Genomic DNA, 20,344 nt, shown 5'->3' on the forward strand with positions numbered 1-20,344 from the left:
CGTCTTGCGAGAGATTGCCTGGAGGCCGCTCGCGGCGATCGGCGCAAGCGCCGAATCAACCGAAAGCATCCACGGAACACGCCCTAGGACGCGGGGGTCGGCTCGGAGTCGTCCACATGCAGGTCGACGCCCTGCGGCTCCTTGACCATCGAGACGGCGACGAACGAGATGGCGCAGGCCACCACGATGTAGACGCCGATGGTCCACGAGGCGTCGAACCTGGTCAGCAGCAGCTCGGCGATCATCGGTGCGAACGCACCGCCGAGGATCGCGCCGAGCGCGTAGCCGATCGACACTCCCGAGTAGCGGATCTCGGCGGGGAACATCTCCGCGTACAGCGCCGACTGGGGCCCGTAGCTGAGGCCCATGCCGAGGGTGAACACGAAGACCGCGACGAAGTACATCAGGATGCTGCCGGTGTCGATCATGAACCACATCGGCACCGCCCAGGCGGCCAGCATCGCGTAGCCGATCTGGAAGGTGCGCACCCGGCCGATGCGGTCGCACAGCCAGCCGCCGTACAGGGTGGAGATCAGCCAGCCGAACGAGGCGAGCGTGGTCGCGAGCAGCACCGGGCCGCGTTCCATGCCCAGGCCGAACTCCTCCACGGGGCGGGACGCGTAGGTCGCGAGGAACGCGATCACGAGGTATCCGGCCGCGTTGTTGGCGAGGAAGATCAGCGCGGAGAGGACGACCTCCCTGGTGTTGCTGCGGAACAGCTGGCGCAGCGGCGCGGAGGCCTTGGCGCGGCGGTCCTGCATCAGCTTGAAGACCGGGGACTCCTCCACGGACTTGCGGATGAGGTGGCCGACGATGATCAGCACGAAGGACAGCAGGAACGGGATGCGCCAGCCCCAGGCCAGGAACTCTTCCTGACCGATGACCATGGTGATCGCCCAGACGACGAAGGTCGCCAGGATCATGCCGCAGGGAACGCCGATCTGCGGGTAGGCGCCGAAGTAGCCGCGCTTCTCGACCGGCGCGTGCTCCACCGACATCAGTGCGGCGCCTCCCCACTCGCCGCCCGCGGAGAAGCCCTGGAGGATGCGCAGGAGGATCAGGAGGATGGGCGCCGCCACGCCGATCTGGGCGTAGGTGGGCAGCGCGCCGATCAGGAAGGTGGCCATCCCCATCATGACGAGGGTGGCGACGAGCACCTGCTTGCGGCCGAACCTGTCGCCGAGGGCTCCGGCGACGATCGCGCCCAGCGGCCGGAAGAGGAACGAGATGCCGATGGTGGCGAACGACAGGACCTGGGCCACCGCCTGGTTGGCCTCGGACAGCGGCGCGAGGAACAACGGCGCGAGCACCAGGCCGGCGGCCTGCGCGTAGATGAAGAAGTCGTACCACTCGATGGTCGTGCCGACCATGGTGCCCGCGAGGACACGGCGCCGTTCCCTGGTCTCGACGGCGTTGGCCGGCCCGGGGGCCGCGGGGTCGGAAAGTGCCATTGCTGCTCCGTAGGTTCTCTGCCGACCGGGGGTCGGATTCTGCTGAGGGGCCCTGCCCCCGGTGGCCGGGGAGGACGGTCACCGGTTCGGGGCGCGGTCTCGGACACCTGTCCCGTCCTCCGCGGTCACCTCGGAGGACGCGAGCACCCGAACAGATGATGCGCCCCAGAACACCATGCCATGTGACTCAGGGCACTTTTGACAACGGGTCCCCTTTATCGCAGATGAGAGGCCATCTACTGACCGAACGGTCGGTGAGGGTTCCGGTACGGAGCGGACACCGGCACCGGTCTCCCACGACTGCCGCCCATGTCGGAGGGGGCCCACCGGTTCTTCCGATGGGCCCCCTCCGACATGGGCGGCGGTGTGCGCCGTCTTTCGCGTGCGCCCGGACCCCGCGCGTGGTTCAGACCCCGGCGAGGCCGAACTCGGCGTCCAGGGCCGCCAGCTCCTCCTCGAACCGGGCGCGCAGGGCGGCCTTGCGGTCCGCGGGGAGCCAGGACGCCTCCACCCCGCCGAGAGCCATGGCGCGGAGCTGGTCGGCGGTGGCCCCGATGTCCTCGGACAGGATGCGGTACTCCGCGGCGAGGCTCGTCGGGAACATCCCCGGGTCGTCGGAGCACGGAATGACGTTCAGGCCCTCGCCGAGCATGGCGCTGATCGAGGCGCGCCGCCACGGCCGCCACGACCGGCGCGAGGTGGTGGAGGCGACGGTGAACGCGACCCCCTGCTCGCGGAGCCGCTCCACGACGGCGTCGTCCTCCAGGACGTAGTACCCGTGGTCGATGCGGTCGCAGCCGAGGAGGTCGAGGCAGGTGATGGTGTTGACGGCGGTGGGCGCGTGCTCGGAGGAGTGGGCGGTGCGCCCCAGCCCCGCGCGGCCCGCGAGGGCGTAGGCCTCGGCGAAGCGCTCGGGCGGGCCCGCGGTCTCCAGGTTGTCGAGCCCGATCCCCGCGACGTACTCGTGCGGGTGGTCGACCACCTGCTGGACCAGGGCCAGGGCGTCCTCGCCGCTGCGGCTCCGGTCGATGCCCTGGATCAGGAAACCGCTCATGCCGAAGTCGCGCTCGGCCATGCGGATGCCCTCCGCGTAGGCCTCGACGCGGCCCGAGTAGCCGAGCCCGGCCAGGTGCGCGGGCGGCGCGTCGAAGAAGAGCTCCAGGTGGCGGGTGGAGCTGAGGCGGTGCGCGCTCTCGAAGGCCTCGTAGACGATGCGGGTCAGGTCGTCCGCGTCGCGCAGCACCTCCGTGACCCAGCGCGAGACCTGGAAGAGCGAGTAGGACACCTCCGGCTCGTCGGGCGACCTGTGCTGGGGGACGGGGACGCGCGTGTTCCGGTACAGGTCGGGGTCGGGCGGCAGTGAGTTGATGTCGGCGTAGATGCGCTCGGGCTCCGCCGGCAGGTCGAGCCCCTCCCTCCGGGCCAGTTCGGCGAAGGTCGACGCGCGAACGGTCCCGATCAGGTGGCAGTGCAGGTCCGCCTTGGGCATCCTGGCGACGTAGTCGGCGGGAAGGCTGTGCGGGGTGTTCATGGGCTCCCGGTCTGGTTGGGAAACGGGTGGTTCGGGATCGGTCCCGCGGCGCACGAGGCGCCGCGGGACCGCGCTCTCAGCCCGCGGTGACCTCTCGGGCGAAGCGCTCCACCCACTCGCCGCGCGTGGGGACGAGCTCGGCGGGGTCGAGGGTCGCGTATCCCGCGGCGATGGGGTCGTCGGCGACGTCGCCGCCGACGTCGGTGATCGTGGAGGGCACGGTGGCCTCGGGGTGGACCGGCAGGTCCCCGACCAGCTCCGCGGACGCGGTCTGGACCTCGGAGGAGAGCAGGTGGTCGATGAAGGCGTGCGCCTCCTCCGTGTGGGCGGCGCCGACGGGGATCATCGCCCGGTTGGTGGCCATGTAGGACCCGCTGGCGGGCGGGGTCCAGGCGACCGGCTCACCGGCGGCGACCATCTCGGTCGCGAAGCCGCTCAGCGCGTCGGCCGCCACGATCTCGCCCTGGGCGAGGAGGTTGGTGACCTCCGTCGTCGACGTGTAGAACTGGAGCACGCCGGGGGCCCAGCCGCCCAGCGTGTCGAGCGCGGTGTCGATGTCGTAGGGGCCCTCGCCGTAGGTCTCGGCCACCCCGGAGACCATCAGCTGGCCCGCGGTGACGGAGATGTCGGGCAGGGCCACCCGCCCCGCGTGGGCGTCCGAGCCGTAGAGCGACCAGTCGGCTGCCTCGTCGGCCCCCAACTCGTCCGTGTTGTAGAGCGTGCCGTTGAGCTGGTAGCTGTACGCGGGGCCCGAGTAGCCCTCCTCGACCGCGAAGTCCGCGATCTCCGCGAGGTGGGGGACCTGGTCCGCGTCCACCTCCTGGAAGAGGCCGCTCTCCTGGCCGAGTGCCGCGTAGTAGTCGGAGATGAGCACGACGTCGGACCCGCCCCCGCCCTCCAGGTCGAGCTTGGAGAGGCGGTCGGAGTTGGAGCCCGTGTCGAGGACGACCTCGATCCCGGTCTCCTCCGTGAACGGGTCGACGACGGCCTCCTGGAACTCCTCGACCCCGAAGGGGAAGGTGCTCACCACGAGGGCGTCCCCGCTCTCGTCGTCCGAGGAGGAGCAACCGGTGAGGACGATCGCGGCCGCGACGCCAGCGGTCAGGATCGGGCCTGGGCGGCGGATGGCGTGGGACATGGCGTGCGGTTTCCTCTCGCCGGGCGCCCGGCGGATCCGGGCGGGTCGGAGCGGGCCGGCGGATCCGGCCCGTGGGGATCGGGGTCAGTCGGGCAGGCGCACCAGCGCGCCGCCGTGGGCGCTCACGGTCACGTCGCCCCCGGCCGTGAGGCCCTCGGCGCCGCGACCGCGCACGTCGCAGACCAGGCGCGCGGCGGCCCCGGTGTCGTCGGTGGTGTCCACCGTCACCAGCAGGTCGGCCCCCCGGTAGGCGATGTGGGCCACCGTGCCGCGCAGGAGCAGCCCGTCGGGGCCGTTCCGCGCGTCGGTGTCCGAGGCCCCCGCGGCGACGCGGAGGTTCTCGGGCCGGACCGTGAGGGTCCGGCCGTCGGCGTCGGCGAGGAAGTTCTCGTAGCCCAGGAACTCGGCGACGAACCGGTTGGCCGGGGCGGGGAAGACCTCGCGGGGCGGCCCCTGCTGCATGACCCGGCCCGCGCGCATGAGCACCATGTCGTCGGACATCTCCAGCGCCTCGTCCTGGTCGTGCGTGACCAGGACGACGGTCAGGCCGGTCTCCGCCTGGATGCGCCGGATCTCCGCCCTCATCTGCACGCGCAGGCGCGCGTCCAGGTTGGAGAGGGGTTCGTCGAGCAGCAGGAGCTTGGGGCGGATCGCGATGGCGCGGGCGAGGGCCACGCGCTGCTGTTGGCCTCCGGAGAGCTTCTTGGGCCTGTTCCCGGCCAGGTGGGCGAGGCCCACCAGTTCGAGGGTCTCCATGACCCGGCGCCGGCGCTCCTCCTTCGGGACACGGCGGAGCTTGAGCCCGTAGCCGACGTTGTCCGCGACGGTCATGTGCGGGAAGAGCGCGTAGGACTGGAAGACCATGCCCAGGTCCCGCCGTTCCGGTGGGACGCGCGTGCAGTCCCGGCCCGCGATCCGGATGGTCCCCGCCGTGGGCCTGGAGTATCCGGCGAGCATCCGCAGGCTGGTGGTCTTGCCGCAGCCGCTGGGCCCGAGGAGCGTCGTGAGCCTTCCCTCGGCGATGGTCAGGCTGAGGTCGTCGACGGCGGTGAAGTCGCCGAACTTCTGACTGACGCCGATGAACTCGGCAGCGCTGGTCATCGGTTGATACCTCCGAAGATCTTGGCGAAGCCGACGGTGCGTTCGGCGATGACGGCGAGGACGACGGTGCCCGCGAGGATGAGCGTGGCCATGGCCGCGACCATGGGGTCGTAGCTCTGCTGGACGTAGTCGAGCATCGTGACGGGCAGGGTCCGGAACTCGCGGGTCTGGAGCAGGAGGGAGAGCGGCACGTTGTTGAAGGAGGTGACGAAGCTCAGGAGCGCGGCCGAGAAGATCCCCGGGCGCAGCAGCGGCAGGGTCACCGTCGCGAAGGTCCTCAGGGGAGAGGCGCCGAGTCCCCGCGCGGCCTCCTCGACGTGCGGGTCGGCCAGTGCCAGGGAGGCCCCCGTGACGCGCACCGCGTAGGGGATCATGAGCGCCGTGTGCCCGAGCGTCAGGGCGGTGAGGCTGTCGAGCCCGAACCCGATCATGAGCTGCTGGTAGAGGGCGAGCCCCACCACCAGTTCCGGGACGATGAGCGGCGACAGGAACATGCCCTCGACCAGGCCCTTGCCGGGGATCCGTCCCCGGTGGATCGCGACGGCCACGGGCACGCCGATCAGCAGTGCGAGGGCGGTGGCCAGCGCCGCCAGCTGGAGGCTGGAGACGAGGGCGGTGAGGAAGGGCTCGTAGCCCAGTGCCTCCTCGAACCACCGCGTGGAGAGGCCCTCCGGCGGGAAGCGGAGCGTGCTGCCCGCGGTGAACGCGGTGACGACCACGAACAGGATCGGCACGAGCATGACGACGTATCCGGCGACCGCGAGCGCGGCCGCGACGGGGCGGCGGGTGTTCACGCTGTGGCCCCCTTGCGGCCGAAGGCGGAGGACAGGCCGGAGACGAGGAAGACGAGCACCGTCATCACGAGCGCGGTGGCCGAGGCCGACGCCCAGTCCACCGTGACGCTGGAGTAGGCGTAGAGCTGGGTGGAGAGCATGCGCTGGCCCGAGCCGCCCAGGAGGTAGGGCGTGGTGTAGGCGGTGACGGCGCCGGCGAACACGAGGGTGGCGGCCACGACGATGCCGGGCGACGAGAGCGGCACCACGACGCTCCAGAAGGTGCGGACCCTGCTCGCGCCCAGTCCCCGGGCGGCCTCGTCGAGGCCGGGGTCCACCTGGGCGACGGCCGAGTAGCAGGAGATGACCGCGAGCGGCAGGAACAGCTGGGTGAGGCCGAGGACGATCGCGAGCTCGGTGTAGAGCAGCTGCGGCGCCTGGTCCACGAGGCCCAGCCCGACGAGGGCCTGTCCCACGGCGCCGTTCGCGCCGAGGACGACCAGCCATCCGAAGGTGCGCACGACGTTGCTGAGGAGCAGCGGGAAGATCGCGAGGGCGAGCAGGACGCCCGCCCACCGGGAGTTGGAGCGGGCCAGCAGGTAGGCGATCGGGAAGCCGAGCCCGACGCAGAGCGCCGTCACGATCAGTCCCAGGCGCACCGTGCGCCAGATGATGCGCAGGTCGTAGGGGTCCGTGAGCATCTGGCCGACCCGGGCGAAGATCTCCGGGGTTCCCGTGCCGGGCGGGGAGAAGAGCATCAGCGTCGTCGGGACGAGGAACCCCACGAGCAGGAAGGCCAGCCCTGGCACGAGCAAGAGGGCCGACTTGCGTGAGTGCACGGCCTTCCTCCTTCGGGCGTCATGAAACCGGTTGCACAACCGGTTTCACACACTCTAGGGTGCGAAGACGGGCCTACGCATCAGGAACTGTGTAAACACCGTGTAACGACCTGCGAGAACACGACAGCGGAGCCCGCGCCGCATCCGGGCTAGGGTTGACCGACAAGACCTGGAGGCGAATCCGTGCCCACTCTGGCCGACGTGGCCGCGCTCGCCGCGGTGTCGAAGGCGACCGCGTCCCGCGCCCTGAGCCGTGAGGAACTGGTCGCCCCGGAGACCGCCGCCCGGGTCAGGGCCGCCGCGGAACAACTGGGCTTCGTCCCCAACCGGGCCGCACGCCAGCTCGCCCGCGGGCGCACCGGCATCATCGCCCTGGTCGTGCCCACCCTGGACAACAGCTTCTTCACGCCCATCATCGACGGCGCCCAGGCGCGGGCGGGGGAGGCCGACCTCCAGCTCACCGTGTCGGTGCACCCCCTGGACTCCCCGACCGCCACGGGAGCCTTCACCCGCCTCGCCAGCCAGGTCGACGGCTTCATCATCGTGGCACCGCGCGGCCATGACGACCTCGTCCGCGCGGCGGGGTCCCTCAAGCCCACGGTGCTGGTCGACCGCGAGATCGAGGGGATGACCTCGGCCGTCGCCGACACCGCGACGGCCTTCGGCTTCCTGGTCTCGCGCCTGGTGGACGAGGGCCACGAGCGGATCGTCTACGTCGGCGGCCCGGCCGGGTCCTGGCAGGACGGCCAGCGTTCGGCGGCCGTCGCCGCCGCGGCCTCCGACCGGGCCGAACTGACCGTCCTGGGGCCCCACCCCTCGACCTTCGCGGCGGGGGTGGCGGTCGCTCCCGCGGTGCGGGACTCCGGCGCGAGCGCCGTGGTGCCCTACGCGACCGCCATCGGGCTGGGCCTGATGTTCGCGCTGGCCGCCGAACCCGCCGGACGCCCCGTCACGGTCAGTTCGGAGCGCATGGTCGTGGAGTCCCTGGCGATGCGCGGTATACCGGCCATCGACGTCGACGGCGCGGAACTCGGCCGGGAGGCGGCGGACCTGCTGCTCGCCCGGCTCGCCGCCGGCCCCCGGACCCAGTTCCCCGCCGAACGGCTGCGCCTGCCCGTACCGGTGCGCTGGCCCGACGTCGCGGAGCCCCTGGACGCGTGACCCCGGCCGTCGCACCGGCCGGAGGCCACGCCGCCGCGAGCGGGCAAGGGCACCGGGAAGGACAGGCGGTGCGGACTCCGCGCAGGAGGCCGCACCGGTCTGCCCCGGCCCTCACCCGTCCGCGTGCAAACCGCGGGGGGCGAACACCACCTCGCGCGCCCGACTGGGGGTGACCACCCCGCGCAGGGCGGGATCGGTGAGCAGCACGACCGGCGCGACACGGTTCGGCGACACCGGGTACCACGCGGCCAGCGCCTCCTCGATGACGGCCCAGGCCTCGTCGGCGGCGCCCCGCGATGCGAGGGCCCTCGCCCGGTCGAGGGCGAGCTCGAAGGCGGGCGGTTCCGGTGCCCGGCGCTCGGCCAGCAGGGCGTCCCGCTCCTCGTCGGTCGACGGCAGGCTCAGGCCCGTCGAGGTCCCGCCCAGTGCGCGGGCGGCGGAGGCCGTACTGCCTGGGGAGTCCAGGCTGGCGCTGTACAGGTAGAGGGGCAGAGCCTCCGCCTCGATCTGCTCGACGCCGACCTCGGCCACCACGTGGGGGCGGTGCAGGAGACCGCGCAGCTCGTGGTGGGTCCCGTGGACGTCGAGGAAGGCCGAGAGCACGGTCCTGAGATAGGCGGCGGCGCCCGACCCCTTCTCCTCGGCCCGCCGGAAGGCGTCCATCGCGTCGGCCACGCGGCCGCGCAGCGCCGCCGCGCGCCCCCGCCCGAGGAGCTCCTCCACGCCCTCCGGACGCACCGGGCGCCCCTCCGACCCGCTCAGCTCCTCGAACGAGGTGCGCTCGGCGACGACGAGGTCGGCGAAGGACCGGTGCCGCTCACCCAGCCCGGGGTACCAGCTCGCCCAGACGTAGGCCGCCCACTCCCCGTCGGGGGAGGTGTCACCCGCGTCCAGCAGCCAGTACTGGGCGTCGCTTTCACCGGAGACCAGGAGGAACGGGCCGACCAGCCCGTCCTCCCCCTCCAGGTACTCCTGGTCGAACCCGGTCTCGCCGTCGAGGTCGTGCAACCAGCCCGCGTCCGCGGTGGAGAGGAGCTCGTACATGAACGTGCCCATCGTGGTCCAGCCGTCGGACGCCGCCAGGAACGACCGGTAGCTGGGCGGCAGGGGGGTGCCGAGCCTCGTCTCCAGGGCCGTGATCTGCTCCTCCGCGGCTCCGTCATGGCCCAGCCAGGCCGCGGCCCGCTGTTCCTCGGTCGTGTCGGCGAGCTCCCCGTGCTCCAGGACGCGCAGCATGTCGGCGCTGTACTCGGACAGGAAGGCCCGCCAGTCCTCGACGGTGGCCGGTGCGCCCTCCACGAGGTCGGCGGCGATCCCGGCGTACGGCACCGGCGCCTCCCCGGCCGTGTAGCGGTGACCGGTGAACGCCTCGTAGGAGCGCTCCCCGGAGAAGAACCGCACCCGGCAGAGCTGGGTCTCGCCCCCGCCGGCGTTGCCGGTGATCTCCAGCCTCAGGTACCGGTAGGACGATTCCGCCGCCGCCCCGGTCACGTGGAAGTCGCGGGCGTGGTGCCGTTGCGGGAAGAACTCTCCGGACCGGGTGTCGAGCTCGACCCACGTGCGGCCGTCCGCCGACCCCTGGAGGACCCAGTCCCGGGGGTCGCGGTCGGCGAAGTCGTTGGCGGACTCCAGGACGTAGTGCCGGACGCGGACGGGCTCGCCCAGGGTGAACTCCAGCCAGTCGGCGTCACGCCAGGACAGCCACTTGGCGGCCGTTTCGTCGAGCAGGTTGAGGGCGACCTCTCCCGCCCTCACGTGCTCGTTGCCCGCCCGCACCTCGCGCACCCGGTCGGTGACCTCGCCCGCCGCGGCGGTCTCGTCCAGGTCCACGGAGCGCAGCACGACCGTGCCGCCCCCGCCCTCCCGGTCGACCCAGCCGAGCCGCGCCACCGGGGCTCCGCCGTCCTCGACGAGCAGGCTCAGCTCCTGTCTCCCCTCCACGCCCTCGACCCGGAACCGGTGGGGACGACCCGTGACCCGCTCCACCAGGCGGCCCCGCCACTCGTAGGGTGTGCCGTCCTCGGCGATCCGCAGACCGACGAAGGCGGTCATCCCCGAATCGAACCCGATCACCGCCTCGGCCCCGTGGGCGTCCCGCCAGTCGAGCCTGGCGAGCGGCACGGCCCGCCCGGCCTCGAAGGCGACGACCAGCCCGTGGTCCGACGTCCACTGCCCCGTTCCCGTCCGCTGCCGTTCGGTGTGGAAGACGAGTGAGGGTACGTGCTCCGACATGGGGCTCCTAGCTGTGAGAGGGGTGCCGGCCGGTGACGGGCCGAGACCGCCGACGCCACCGGCGACGCAGGAAGGCTACGCGCGCGATCCGACAGTCCGAACTGCGCGGTGGCGGGGGTTCGCGGCACGGGCGGGACCGGCGGGACGGGTCGCCCTGTCGACGGATCGACATGGCGACTCGTCCCGTTGTCGACCCCGCCACGGAACCCCGGCCGAACAGTGACACCCGTCACACCCACGGGGGGTTGAGTGTGCCCCGAGGGCACCGTTTCTGCTGGTTCCACCACCCCATCCATGCAGCGCCCGTGGACGACACCCGCCCGGCGCTCCCGGAAGCCGCGAACGCGGCCTCCGCCCCGACCCCCTCCGCCGGCACCGACAACGAGGACGAGGAGCACCCGCGTGCGTCGCAATTTCGTGATCTACCTGAGTTCCCACGGGCTGTCGCTGCTCGGCAAGGGCATAGCGGCCGCCGTACTGCCCCTGCTCGTACTGGACCGCACCGGCGACGTCCTCGCCGCCGGGATCCTCGCCACGATCACCACGGCGACCTCCGCCGTGGTGGGGATCCTCGGCGGGCTGCTCGTCGACCGGGTCGACCGCCGCAGGCTCTCGGCGACCTCCGACCTCCTGGCAGCGGCGTCCGTGGCCGCCCTGCCCCTCGTGGACGCCCTCTGGGGCCTGTCCATGGGGTGGTTCGTGGGGGTGGCGGTCGTCGGAGCCGTCATCCGGGTGCCGGGGATGACGGCCCTGGAAACCCTGCTCCCCGTCCTGGCGCGGCTGGAGGGCGACCGCAAGGGGAGCCTGGACCGGCTGGTCGCCACCCGCGAGACCGTGAGCAACATCCTGCTGCTCGCCGGCCCCGGCGTGGGCGGCCTGCTCGTCGTGCTGCTCGGACTGACCCCCGCTGTGCTGTACGTGACCGCCGCGACGAGTGTTCTCGCCGCACTGCTGACGCTGACCCTCGACCGGCGCGCAGGCGCCGTCCCCCTCCGCGAGCAGGGGGCGGGCGGCACCGCCTCCGGCTCCGGGGGAGTCCGCCGGGCGGTGACCGACCTGGCCGAGGCGTGGAGGTTCCTGTCCGCCAGCCGCATCGTCCTCGGCGCCACGCTCGTCATCGCGATGTTCGTGGCCGCCATCAGCGTGTTGCAGACCACCCTCATGCCCGCCTACTTCACCGCCGAGGGCCTGCCCGGCCTCGCGGGCATGACCCTGAGCGCGCTCGCGGCCGGGAGCATCGTCGGCTCCGCCGTCTTCACCCTCTGTACCGGCCGCGTGCGCCGCCGGACCTGGTTCGTGATCGGCATGGCCGGCACCCTGCTCGGCTTCGCCGCGATCGCCACCATGGCCTCCCCCTGGGTGGTGCTCGCAGCCGCGGCCCTGATCGGCCTGACCAACGCCCCGGTCGGTGCCGTCCTGGGCATCTTGACCATCGAGGCCACCCCGGACGCGATGCGCGGCCGCGTGCTCGGCGCGCAGAACGCCCTCATGCTCGCCGCGCCCGCCCTCGTCACCACCCCGCTCGCGGCCGTGGCCGCCACGGCCGGGCTTCCCGCCGCGGGGGGCATCCTCGCGGTGCTCTCCGGTGTCACGGCCGTCGTCGCTCTCGCCGTTCCGACGTTCCGCTCCCTGGACGAGCCGGAGGGGGGCGAACCGGACGCGCACGCCCACCGGGTACCGCTCGACGCCACGAGCGCCGACCCCCTCGCGGCGGTGGCCACGCCCCGGCCGCAGTGCTCCGAACCCGTGTGCGGCCCGGAGTGCGCCTGCGCACCGGACCGGGCCCCCACGACCGCGATCGGCTGAGCACGACCACCCCCCACACCGGCCGCACACCTCCCCCGAGGTTCCTTCTCCGTCCCAGCGGGCACGACATCCCCGTCCCGGTCGGGTGCGTCCCGACCCCAGGACTTGACCATGCCGCAACGGCATGGTTTCCAATGGCTTGTGCCGGCGCACCCGTGCCGGCGGCGCCGGACTTTCGAGGAGGGGGACCATGGCCTGGAGCACCCGTCAGGTGGCGGAGCTCGCCGGCACGAGCCTGCGGGCGGTACGGCACTACCACGAGGTGGGCCTGCTGGACGAGCCGGAGCGGCGGGCCAACGGCTACAAGAGCTACGGCGTCGCGCACCTGGTACGGATCCTGAGGATCAAGCGGCTGTCGGACCTGGGGTTCACCCTGTCCCAGATCGCCGAGATGGGGGACGCCGAGGAGCACCCCGAAGAGGCGCTGCGGACGCTGGACGCCGAGCTGGCGGGGACCATCGAGCGACTCCAACGGGTACGTCTGGAGCTCTCACTGGTCCTGCGCAAATCCGCGCCCATCGACCTTCCGGCCGAGTTGGGCCTGCCCTCGGACACGGACCTGCCCGACACCGACCGCTCGCTCGCCGTCGTCATGTCGAGGCTGCTGGACCCCGCCGCCCTGGACGACTACCGCGAAGTGGTCCAGCAGGAACAGATGCTTCCCGGGGAGGCGGAGTTCAACGACCTGCCCGCCGACGCCGACGAGGAGACCCGCCGCGAAGTGGCGGAACGGTTCACCGAACCCGTCCGCGAACTCCTTGAGGAGCACCCTGTTCTGGGCGACATGCGCCTGATGGCGCCCAAACGCCCCAAATTCACTTCGGAGACCCTCGCCACCGCCCTCAAGGACCTCTACAACCCCGCCCAGCTCGACGTCCTGCGCCGTGTCAGGATCGGGCTGAAGGAGAAGGCGGACGCGGTGCGGGACGGCCAGGACTGACGGCGCGGCCGCGGACCGGGTGACGGCCCCGGTCGGCGGGCTGCCCCCATGCGGGCGCCGCGCAGGCCGTCCACTGCGCGTCGCCCGCACGGCGGTGCCGTCACCCTCGGCCGGGACATCGGAACATCCCCTCCGGACCTGCTTCTGCCCACGCAGCGCAGGTCCGGCGGGGATGTTCGCGTTGGGGGGGCGACCGCAAGCAGGAACGCGGCCCTCCCCCCTGCTGTTTCACGAGAATAATCACGCTGTTATGCAAAAGGGCCCATCACGCCGTTATGCAATAAAATCCCCTGGAATCGCACCAGGGAAGAAGACAGAACGGCCCCACCCGCCCATTATTGACCTGGGTTCACTGATTTATGGACCATTTTTTGGGAGCGTGGGGCGAGTAATGAAAAGCACAAGAATTGCTGTCGTGGGGATGGGTCTCTGTTATCCGGACGCTGACTCGCCCCACGATTTCTGGGACAACGTACTATCCGGCCGCAGGGCCTTCCGCAGGCTCCCTGACGAGCGCATGAACCTGGACGACTACTACTCGGAGGACCCCTCCGCAGAGGACCGCTTCTATTCCAAGAAAGCTGCCGTCCTCCGGGGGTTCTCTTTCGACAGGGCCCGTTTCCGCGTTTCCGGGAGCTCCTTCCGCTCCACGGACATGACGCATTGGCTGGCCCTGGAGACGATGTCGCGCGCGTTGGAGGACGCCGGTTTTCCTGAGGGTTCGGGACTTCCACGTCGATCCACCGGCGTGGTGATCGGCAACAGCCTCACCGGTGAATTCTCCCGGGCCAACACAATGCGGCTGCGCTGGCCCTACGTACGGCGGACCGTCGCCTCGGCACTGCTCGACCAGGGATGGGACGAGGAACAGGCCGACGCCTTCCTCGCGAACCTGGAGACCTCCTACAAGGAGCCCTTCCCGCGCATCGACGAGGACACGCTGGCCGGCGGTCTCTCCAACACCATCGCGGGCCGCGTGTGCAACCACTTCGACCTCGGGGGTGGCGGTTACACGGTGGACGGCGCCTGCTCGTCCTCCCTCCTGTCGGTGGCCACCGCCGCGACGGCGCTGGCCGGAGGAGACCTCGACGCGGCCCTCGCGGGCGGCGTCGACCTGTCCATCGACCCCTTCGAGGTGATCGGCTTCGCGAAGACCGGCGCCCTGGCGACGGGGGAGATGAAGGTCTACGACAAGGACTCCAACGGCTTCTGGCCTGGCGAGGGGTCGGGCGCGCTCGTCCTCATGCGCGAGGAGGACGCCGTCGCGCAGGGCAAGCGGATCTACGCCCTCATCACGGGGTGGGCCGTCTCGTCCGACGGCCGTGGCGGGATCACCCGGCCGGAGGCGAGCGGGCACAGGCTCGCCCTGGAGCGCGCCTACGAGCGGGCCGGGTACGGTATCGAGACCGTCGGCTACTTCGAGGGCCACGGCACCGGGACGGCTCTGGGAGACGCGACGGAACTCGCGGCCCTCTCCGGGGCCCGAACCTCCGCCGACCCCTCCGCGCCCCCGGCCGCGCTCGGCTCCGTCAAGGCCAACTTCGGTCACACGAAGGCCGCCGCCGGGGTTGCCGGGCTGATCAAGGCCGTCCTCACCGTGCACAACCGTGTCATCCCGCCCGCCACCGGGCACCACGACCCGCACCCCCTGCTGGAGGAGGAGCGGGCGGCCCTGCGCGTGCCGGACCACGCCCTGCCCTGGCCGGACGACCGGCCCGTGCGGGCCGGAGTCTCGGCGATGGGGTTCGGCGGCGTCAACACGCACATCACCGTGGAGGAGGCCGCAGACCACCGGGGAGCCGGGGTCACCTCCCGCACCCGCGCCCTGGTCTCCGGGCGCCAGGACGCGGAACTGCTCGTCGTGGACGGGGCCGACACCGCCGAGGTGCGGCGGAGGCTGGCGGACCTCGTGGAGGTCCTGCCGCGCCTGTCCTACGCGGAGCTCACCGACCTGGCCTCCTCCCTCGCGTCCGACACCGAGAACCGACCGGCGCGCGCCGCCGTCGTCGCCTCCTCCCCCGAGGCCGCGGAGCACGCGGTGCGCGTCCTGATCGACCGCATCGACGCGGGTGAGACGGAGCTGGTCGCCCCCGACCGGGGCCTCTTCCTGGCCCACCGCACCGCGCCGCCCCGCATCCGCTACCTCTTCCCCGGCCAGGGCGCCGGCACCGGCCGCACCGGGGCCCTCCGCCGCCGTTTCGACCGGGCCGAGAGGATCCTCGCCTCCGCGGGGCTCCCCGAGGGCGGCGACCAGGTGGCCACGGAGGTGGCGCAGCCGCGCATCGTGGCCGGATCGATCGCCGCGCTGGCCGTGCTGGACGACATCGGCGTGCGCGCGGACGGCGCAGCAGGGCACAGCCTCGGCGAGCTCACCGCCCTCCACTGGGCGGGCGCGACGGACGCCGCCGGGGTGGTCGCCCTGGCCGCCGCGCGTGGCCGGGCCATGGCCGAGACCGGCCGGTCCGACGGCGCCATGGCGGGCCTCGCGGCCGGCGCCGACCGGGTCGGGGCACTGGTCGGGGACGAGCCCGAGTTGGTCGTCGCCGGGTACAACGGACCGGAGCAGACCGTGGTGTCCGGGCCCGCGGACGCCGTGGACAGGCTGTGCGAGCGGGCCCGCGCCGACGGGATCACCGCCACGCGCGTGAACGTCTCCCACGCCTTCCACTCGCCCCTCGTGGCCGCCTCTGCCGAGGAACTCGGGCGTCGGCTCGAACAGTCCCGTTTCGGTCCTCTGTCCCCGGGCGTGGTCTCCACGGTGACCGGGGCCGAACTCGGCCCCGACACCGACCTCAGAGCGCTGCTGCGCGACCAGGTCGTGCTCCCCGTGCGCTTCCACGAGGCCGTGGTCCGGCTGGCAGCCGACGCCGACCTGCTGCTGGAGGTGGGCCCGGGGCGGGTGCTCTCCGGCCTCGCCGCCTCCGCCGTTCCCGAGGTCCCCGTCGCCGCGGTGGACGCCGACTCCGCCTCCCTCGCGCCCTTCCTGCGCGCGGTCGCCGCGGCCTACGTCCTCGGTGCCCCCGTGGACACGCGCGCGCTCTTCTCCGGCCGCCTGGTCCGCGACCTGCCCGAGGAGTTCACCTTCCTGGCCAGCCCCTGCGAGACCGCGCCCCGCGTGGGAACGGGGCGCACCGACGGCACGACCGCGCCGACCACGGCACCCGGGGCTGACGCGGTCGGCGGCGAGGAGGTCCCCGCGGACACGTTGGAGCTGCTCCGGACCCTTGCGGCGGAACGCGTGGAACTGCCCGTGTCCATGGTGGGCGCGGACACGCGGCCGCTGGACGACCTCCACCTGAGCTCCATCACCGTCGGCCAGGTGGTCAACGACGTCACGCGCCGCCTGGGGCTGCCGCCGCTGGAGGCGACGTCGGGTTACGCCACGTCGAGTCTGGGAGAGCTGGCCGACACGATCGACGCCCTGGCGGAGACCGCGGGCGGCGGCGCGTCCGAGGGGGAGGCCGCGGGGGTCGCCCCCTGGGTGCGGGCCTTCGAGGTCGCCCACGTCCGCGCGACCGTTCCGCACCCCGACCCGTCCGCGGACGAGCCCGGGGAACCCGGGGGGTGGAGCGTCTACGCCTCCCCCGGCCACCCCCTGGCCGAGCCGCTGCGGGAGGCCCTCTCCGGGCAGGGCGGCGGAGTCCTGCTCTGCCTGCCCGACGAGGCGGGCCCGGATCTGGTCGGGCGCTTCCTCGACGCGGCGCGGGCCGTACTCGCCTCCGGCGCGGGGACGCGGTTCGTCGTGGTCCAGGGCCGACGGGGGGCGTCCGGGCTGGCCCGGACGCTGCACTTGGAGGTCCCCGGGGTGACCACCACGCTCGTCACCCTGGACACCCCGGAGCCCGCGGCCGAGGGGGCGCGCGCCGAGGCGGTGCGCCGGGTGGTCGCGGAGACCGCCGCCACCTCCGGGTTCACCGAGGTCCGCTACGACGCGGACGGAGAACGCACCGTCCCCGTCCTCCGGGCCACGCTCCCCGCCGCACCGCCGGACGCGGAGGCCCCCCTCCGTCCGGACGACGTACTGCTGGTCACCGGCGGGGGCAAGGGCATCACCGCCGAGTGCGCCCTGTCCCTGGCGAAGGAGTACGGGGCAGGGCTCGCCCTGCTGGGCCGCGCCGCCGAGGAGGAGGACGCGGAGCTGGCCGCCAACCTGGAGAGGATGTCGGCGGCGGGGGTCCGCTTCGCCTACGCCCGCGCCGACGTGACCCGGCCCGAGGAGGTCGGACACGCCGTGCGGGACCTCCAGGAACGGCTGGGCACGGTCACCGCCGTGCTCCACGGGGCGGGCCGCAACGAGCCGACCGCCCTGGGCGGACTGACCGAGGCGGCCTTCCGGAGCACCCTCGCACCCAAGACCGACGGCCTGGCCGCCGTCCTCGACGTGCTCGACGCCGACCGGCTGCGGCTGCTGGTGTCCTTCGGCAGCATCATCGGCCGCGCCGGGCTGCGTGGCGAGGCGCACTACGCCACCGCCAACGACTGGCTCACCGAGATGACGGTCGAGTACGGGCGCAGGCACCCGCACACGCGGGTCCTGGCCCTGGAGTGGTCGGTGTGGTCGGGAGCGGGGATGGGGGAGAGGCTCGGCGTCGTCGAGGCGCTGATGCGTGACGGCATCACCCCCGTCTCCACGGAGGAGGGTCTGGCGACCCTGCACCGCGTCCTGGCCGACCCCTCCGCGGGTCCTGTCCTCGTCGTCAGCGGCCGGACCGGAGGACTGCCGACCCTGGCCGCCGAGGAGCGCGAGCTGCCCCTGGGCCGGTTCCTGGACCGGGCTCTGGTCCACTACCCGGGGGTCGAACTGGTCACCGAGGCCGTGCTGTCGTCCGCCGACGACCCCTACCTGGACGACCACGTGCTCGACGGCGACCTGCTCTTCCCCGCCGTGATCGGTATGGAGGCGATGGCCCAGGCGGCGACCGCGGTGAGCGGGCACACCGACCCCCCGGTGTTGGAGGGGTTGCGCTTCCTCAGGCCCGTGGCGGTCCGCCCCGGTGGCACGACCACCATCCGGGTGGCCGTCCTCGTGCGCGACGCGCGGACGGTGGAGGCCGTCATCCGCAGCGAGGAGACCGGGTACGACGTCGACCACTTCCGCGCCGTGCTGCGCTGGCCCCGGGTGGACGCGGCGGAGGCCGCGCCGGCGCCGACCGCTTCCGCCCTCTCCCTCCCCAGGGTCCAGGCCGACCCCGCGGAGCTGTACGGGGGGGTGCTCTTCCAGGGCAAGAGGTTCCGGCGACTGCTCGGCTACCGGCGCGTGAGCGCCCGCCACGTGGTCGCGGAGCTGTCCACGGCCGCGTCGGGCGAGTGGTTCGGAACCTTCGTGCCCCAGGACCGGGTCCTGGCCGACCCCGGCGTGCGCGACGCCGCCATGCACGCCCTCCAGGCCTGCGTCCCCGACGGGACGCTCCTGCCGGAGGGCGTGGACCGGCTCGTGCCTGCCCGGCCCGAGGCGCAGGAACCCGACTGCGTGCTGTTGGAGGCCCGCGAGCGCTTCCAGGACGGGGACTCCTACGTCTACGACGTGGAGGTACGCGACTCGCTCGGCGGCGTGGTCGAACGGTGGGAGGGCCTGCGGCTGCGCGCGGTCCGCCGCGACGGCGGTGCGGGCCCCTGGGTTCCGGCGCTGCTCGGCTCCCATATCGAACGGGAACTGGAGGGCGTGCTGGGCGGGTCCAGGGCCGTGGTCGTCGACCCCGATCCCTCGCCGGGGACCGGTGGCACCGAGGAGCGCAGGGCCAGGACCGAACTCGCGGTCGGCAGGGCCCTCGACCGGCCCGTCCGGGTGCGCCACCGGCCGGACGGCCGCCCCGAGACCCCCGGCTCCGAGGTCTCGGCCTCGCACGGGGCGGGGGTCACCCTGGCGGTGGCCGGTTCGGGCCGCCTCGCCTGCGACGTGGAGGCCGTCGCGGAGCGCTCCGAGGAGGACTGGGCCGGGCTGCTCGGCGCGGGGCTCGTCTCGGTGCGCGACCTGGTGCGCGAACGGACGGGCGAGTCCGTCCACGTCGCGGCGACGCGGATGTGGGGCGCCCTGGAGTGCCTGCGCAAGGCGGGCGGCACCGGCCGCTCGCTGACCCTGGAGTCGGTCGGCGAGCACGGGTGGGTGGTCCTCTCGTCGGGCGATGCCCGGATCGCCACCTGGGCGACCGCCCTGAACGGGACCCCCGAACCGGTGGTCTTCGCGGTTCTGACCGGAGAGGAGAGGTGATGTCCGACCACTACGAGATCCGCCACATCGTCGGTTTCGAGGAAACCAACCTGGTGGGCAACGTCTACTACGTCAACTACCTGCGCTGGCAGGGCCGTTGCCGGGAGATGTTCCTCAAGGAGCGGGCCCCGGGAGTCCTGGAGGACGTGCGCGGCGACCTCAAGCTGTTCACGCTCCGCGTGGACTGCGAGTTCTTCGCGGAGATCACGGCCTTCGACGAGCTGTCCGTCCGGATGCGTCTGGAGGAGCTGACCCAGACGCAGGTGCAGTTCGCCTTCGACTACGTCCTGCTCGGAGAGGACGGGGCGGAGACGCTCGTGGCGCGGGGGCGGCAGCGGATCGCGTGCATGCGCGGCCCCAACACCGCGACGGTCCCCACCCGCGTGCCCGAGGAGTTGCGCGAGGCGCTGGCCCCCTACACGTCCGGCGGGGCCCCCGTCCCGGCCGCCGCACGAAGGAAGGCGGGTTGACGTGACGGACCTGCGCCGGGTGATGTCCACCTTCGCCACCGGGGTCACGGTGATCACGGTCGGCGGCGAGACCCCCCACGGCATGACGGCCAACGCCTTCTGCTCCGTCTCCCTCGATCCCCCTCTGGTGCTGTGCTGCGTCTCCGGCACGGCCCGCCTGCACCAGGCGGTCTCCGCCGAGGGCCACTTCGCGGTGTCGGTCCTGTGCGCCGAACAGGAGGACACCGCCCGGTACTTCGCGAACCGCGCGCGCCCGCGGGGGCGGGAGCAGTTCGTCCCGCTGGACTGGGTCCCGGGACCCCACACGGGTGCGCCCCTGATCGTGGGCGCCCTGGCCTGGCTGGAGTGCGAGGTGGAGGAGGAGGTCGTCGCGGGAGACCACTCGGTGTTCGTCGGGCGCGTCCTCCACGCGCTCGCGGGCGAGGACCGGCCGGCCCTGCTCTTCCACGGCGGAGCCTTCCGGGGCCTGGCGCGCGCTCCACTGCCCGACGAGGCGAACGGACAGGTGAGGGCGGGGTGAGCGCGCCGGAGACGGACCAGTGCCGCACCGCGCCCCGGGCGCCGCCACCCGCGGCGCGACGGGCCCGGCGACACCCGGGCGCGGCCGTGCCGCGGCGGCGCCCGGGGCAGGAGCGGGGGGAGGGGCCCCGCGTGAGCGGCGCACGACCGTGCTCGCGCGGGGACCGAGCGCCAC

13 protein-coding genes are annotated in these 20,344 nt (G+C 72.9%); 6 read left to right on the forward strand and 7 right to left on the reverse strand.

The annotated features are described in order from the left end of the window. Positions 1 to 83: 83 nt before the first annotated feature. The 6 genes from ACFWTE_RS26445 to ACFWTE_RS26470 form a co-directional block, all read right to left on the reverse strand. Positions 84 to 1,451 carry an MFS transporter gene (locus ACFWTE_RS26445; RefSeq protein ID WP_378782624.1) on the reverse strand — a complete coding sequence of 456 codons (1,368 nt, stop codon included), beginning with the start codon at positions 1,449 to 1,451 and terminating at the stop codon, positions 84 to 86. Between the two features lie 406 nt (positions 1,452 to 1,857). Next, the gene (locus ACFWTE_RS26450) at positions 1,858 to 2,982 is read right to left on the reverse strand and encodes an adenosine deaminase (protein WP_378782625.1); all 1,125 of its coding nucleotides are present in this window, start codon (positions 2,980 to 2,982) and stop codon (positions 1,858 to 1,860) included. A gap of 76 nt (positions 2,983 to 3,058) precedes the next feature. After that, a complete protein-coding gene (locus ACFWTE_RS26455; protein WP_378782626.1) occupies positions 3,059 to 4,120 on the reverse strand; it encodes a PotD/PotF family extracellular solute-binding protein in 1,062 nt (353 codons plus the stop codon). An 84-nt stretch (positions 4,121 to 4,204) separates the two neighbouring features. After that, positions 4,205 to 5,221: an ABC transporter ATP-binding protein gene (locus tag ACFWTE_RS26460; RefSeq protein WP_378782627.1), complete on the reverse strand. Its 1,017-nt coding sequence runs from the start codon at positions 5,219 to 5,221 to the stop codon at positions 4,205 to 4,207. After that, a complete protein-coding gene (locus ACFWTE_RS26465; RefSeq protein WP_378782628.1) occupies positions 5,218 to 6,015 on the reverse strand; it encodes an ABC transporter permease in 798 nt (265 codons plus the stop codon). The genes ACFWTE_RS26460 and ACFWTE_RS26465 overlap by 4 nt, the downstream gene beginning before the upstream one ends. Then, positions 6,012 to 6,833 carry an ABC transporter permease gene (locus ACFWTE_RS26470; RefSeq protein WP_378782629.1) on the reverse strand — a complete coding sequence of 274 codons (822 nt, stop codon included), beginning with the start codon at positions 6,831 to 6,833 and terminating at the stop codon, positions 6,012 to 6,014. Before ACFWTE_RS26470 ends, ACFWTE_RS26465 begins: the two co-directional genes overlap by 4 nt. Before the next feature lie 183 nt (positions 6,834 to 7,016). On the opposite strand from ACFWTE_RS26470, the gene ACFWTE_RS26475 reads away from it, so the two are divergent. Continuing rightward, positions 7,017 to 7,994, forward strand: a complete 978-nt coding sequence (locus tag ACFWTE_RS26475; protein ID WP_378782630.1) for a LacI family DNA-binding transcriptional regulator — start codon at positions 7,017 to 7,019, stop codon at positions 7,992 to 7,994. 111 nt (positions 7,995 to 8,105) lie between these two features. Here the strand turns inward: ACFWTE_RS26475 and ACFWTE_RS26480 are convergent, their stop codons facing one another. After that, on the reverse strand, positions 8,106 to 10,226 hold the full coding sequence (locus ACFWTE_RS26480) for a discoidin domain-containing protein (protein ID WP_378782631.1): 2,121 nt from the start codon (positions 10,224 to 10,226) through the stop codon (positions 8,106 to 8,108). 402 nt (positions 10,227 to 10,628) lie between these two features. On the opposite strand from ACFWTE_RS26480, the gene ACFWTE_RS26485 reads away from it, so the two are divergent. The 5 genes from ACFWTE_RS26485 to ACFWTE_RS26505 all read left to right on the forward strand — a co-directional run bounded on the left by ACFWTE_RS26485 (position 10,629) and on the right by ACFWTE_RS26505 (position 20,170). Next, entirely contained in the window at positions 10,629 to 12,032 is a 1,404-nt protein-coding gene (locus ACFWTE_RS26485; protein WP_378782632.1) for an MFS transporter, read from the forward strand. 190 nt (positions 12,033 to 12,222) lie between these two features. Beyond that, positions 12,223 to 12,972, forward strand: a complete 750-nt coding sequence (locus ACFWTE_RS26490) for a MerR family transcriptional regulator (protein ID WP_378782633.1) — start codon at positions 12,223 to 12,225, stop codon at positions 12,970 to 12,972. Positions 12,973 to 13,363: 391 nt separating this feature from the next. After that, a complete protein-coding gene (locus ACFWTE_RS26495) occupies positions 13,364 to 19,180 on the forward strand; it encodes an SDR family NAD(P)-dependent oxidoreductase (RefSeq protein WP_378782634.1) in 5,817 nt (1,938 codons plus the stop codon). Then, on the forward strand, positions 19,180 to 19,650 hold the full coding sequence (locus ACFWTE_RS26500; RefSeq protein ID WP_378782635.1) for an acyl-CoA thioesterase: 471 nt from the start codon (positions 19,180 to 19,182) through the stop codon (positions 19,648 to 19,650). Before ACFWTE_RS26495 ends, ACFWTE_RS26500 begins: the two co-directional genes overlap by 1 nt. A gap of 1 nt (position 19,651) precedes the next feature. Further along, on the forward strand, positions 19,652 to 20,170 hold the full coding sequence (locus ACFWTE_RS26505; protein ID WP_378782636.1) for a flavin reductase family protein: 519 nt from the start codon (positions 19,652 to 19,654) through the stop codon (positions 20,168 to 20,170). Positions 20,171 to 20,344: the final 174 nt, after the last annotated feature.

It is taken from the genome of Nocardiopsis sp. NPDC058631, assembly GCF_042716955.1.
GTDB lineage: Bacteria > Actinomycetota > Actinomycetes > Streptosporangiales > Streptosporangiaceae > Nocardiopsis.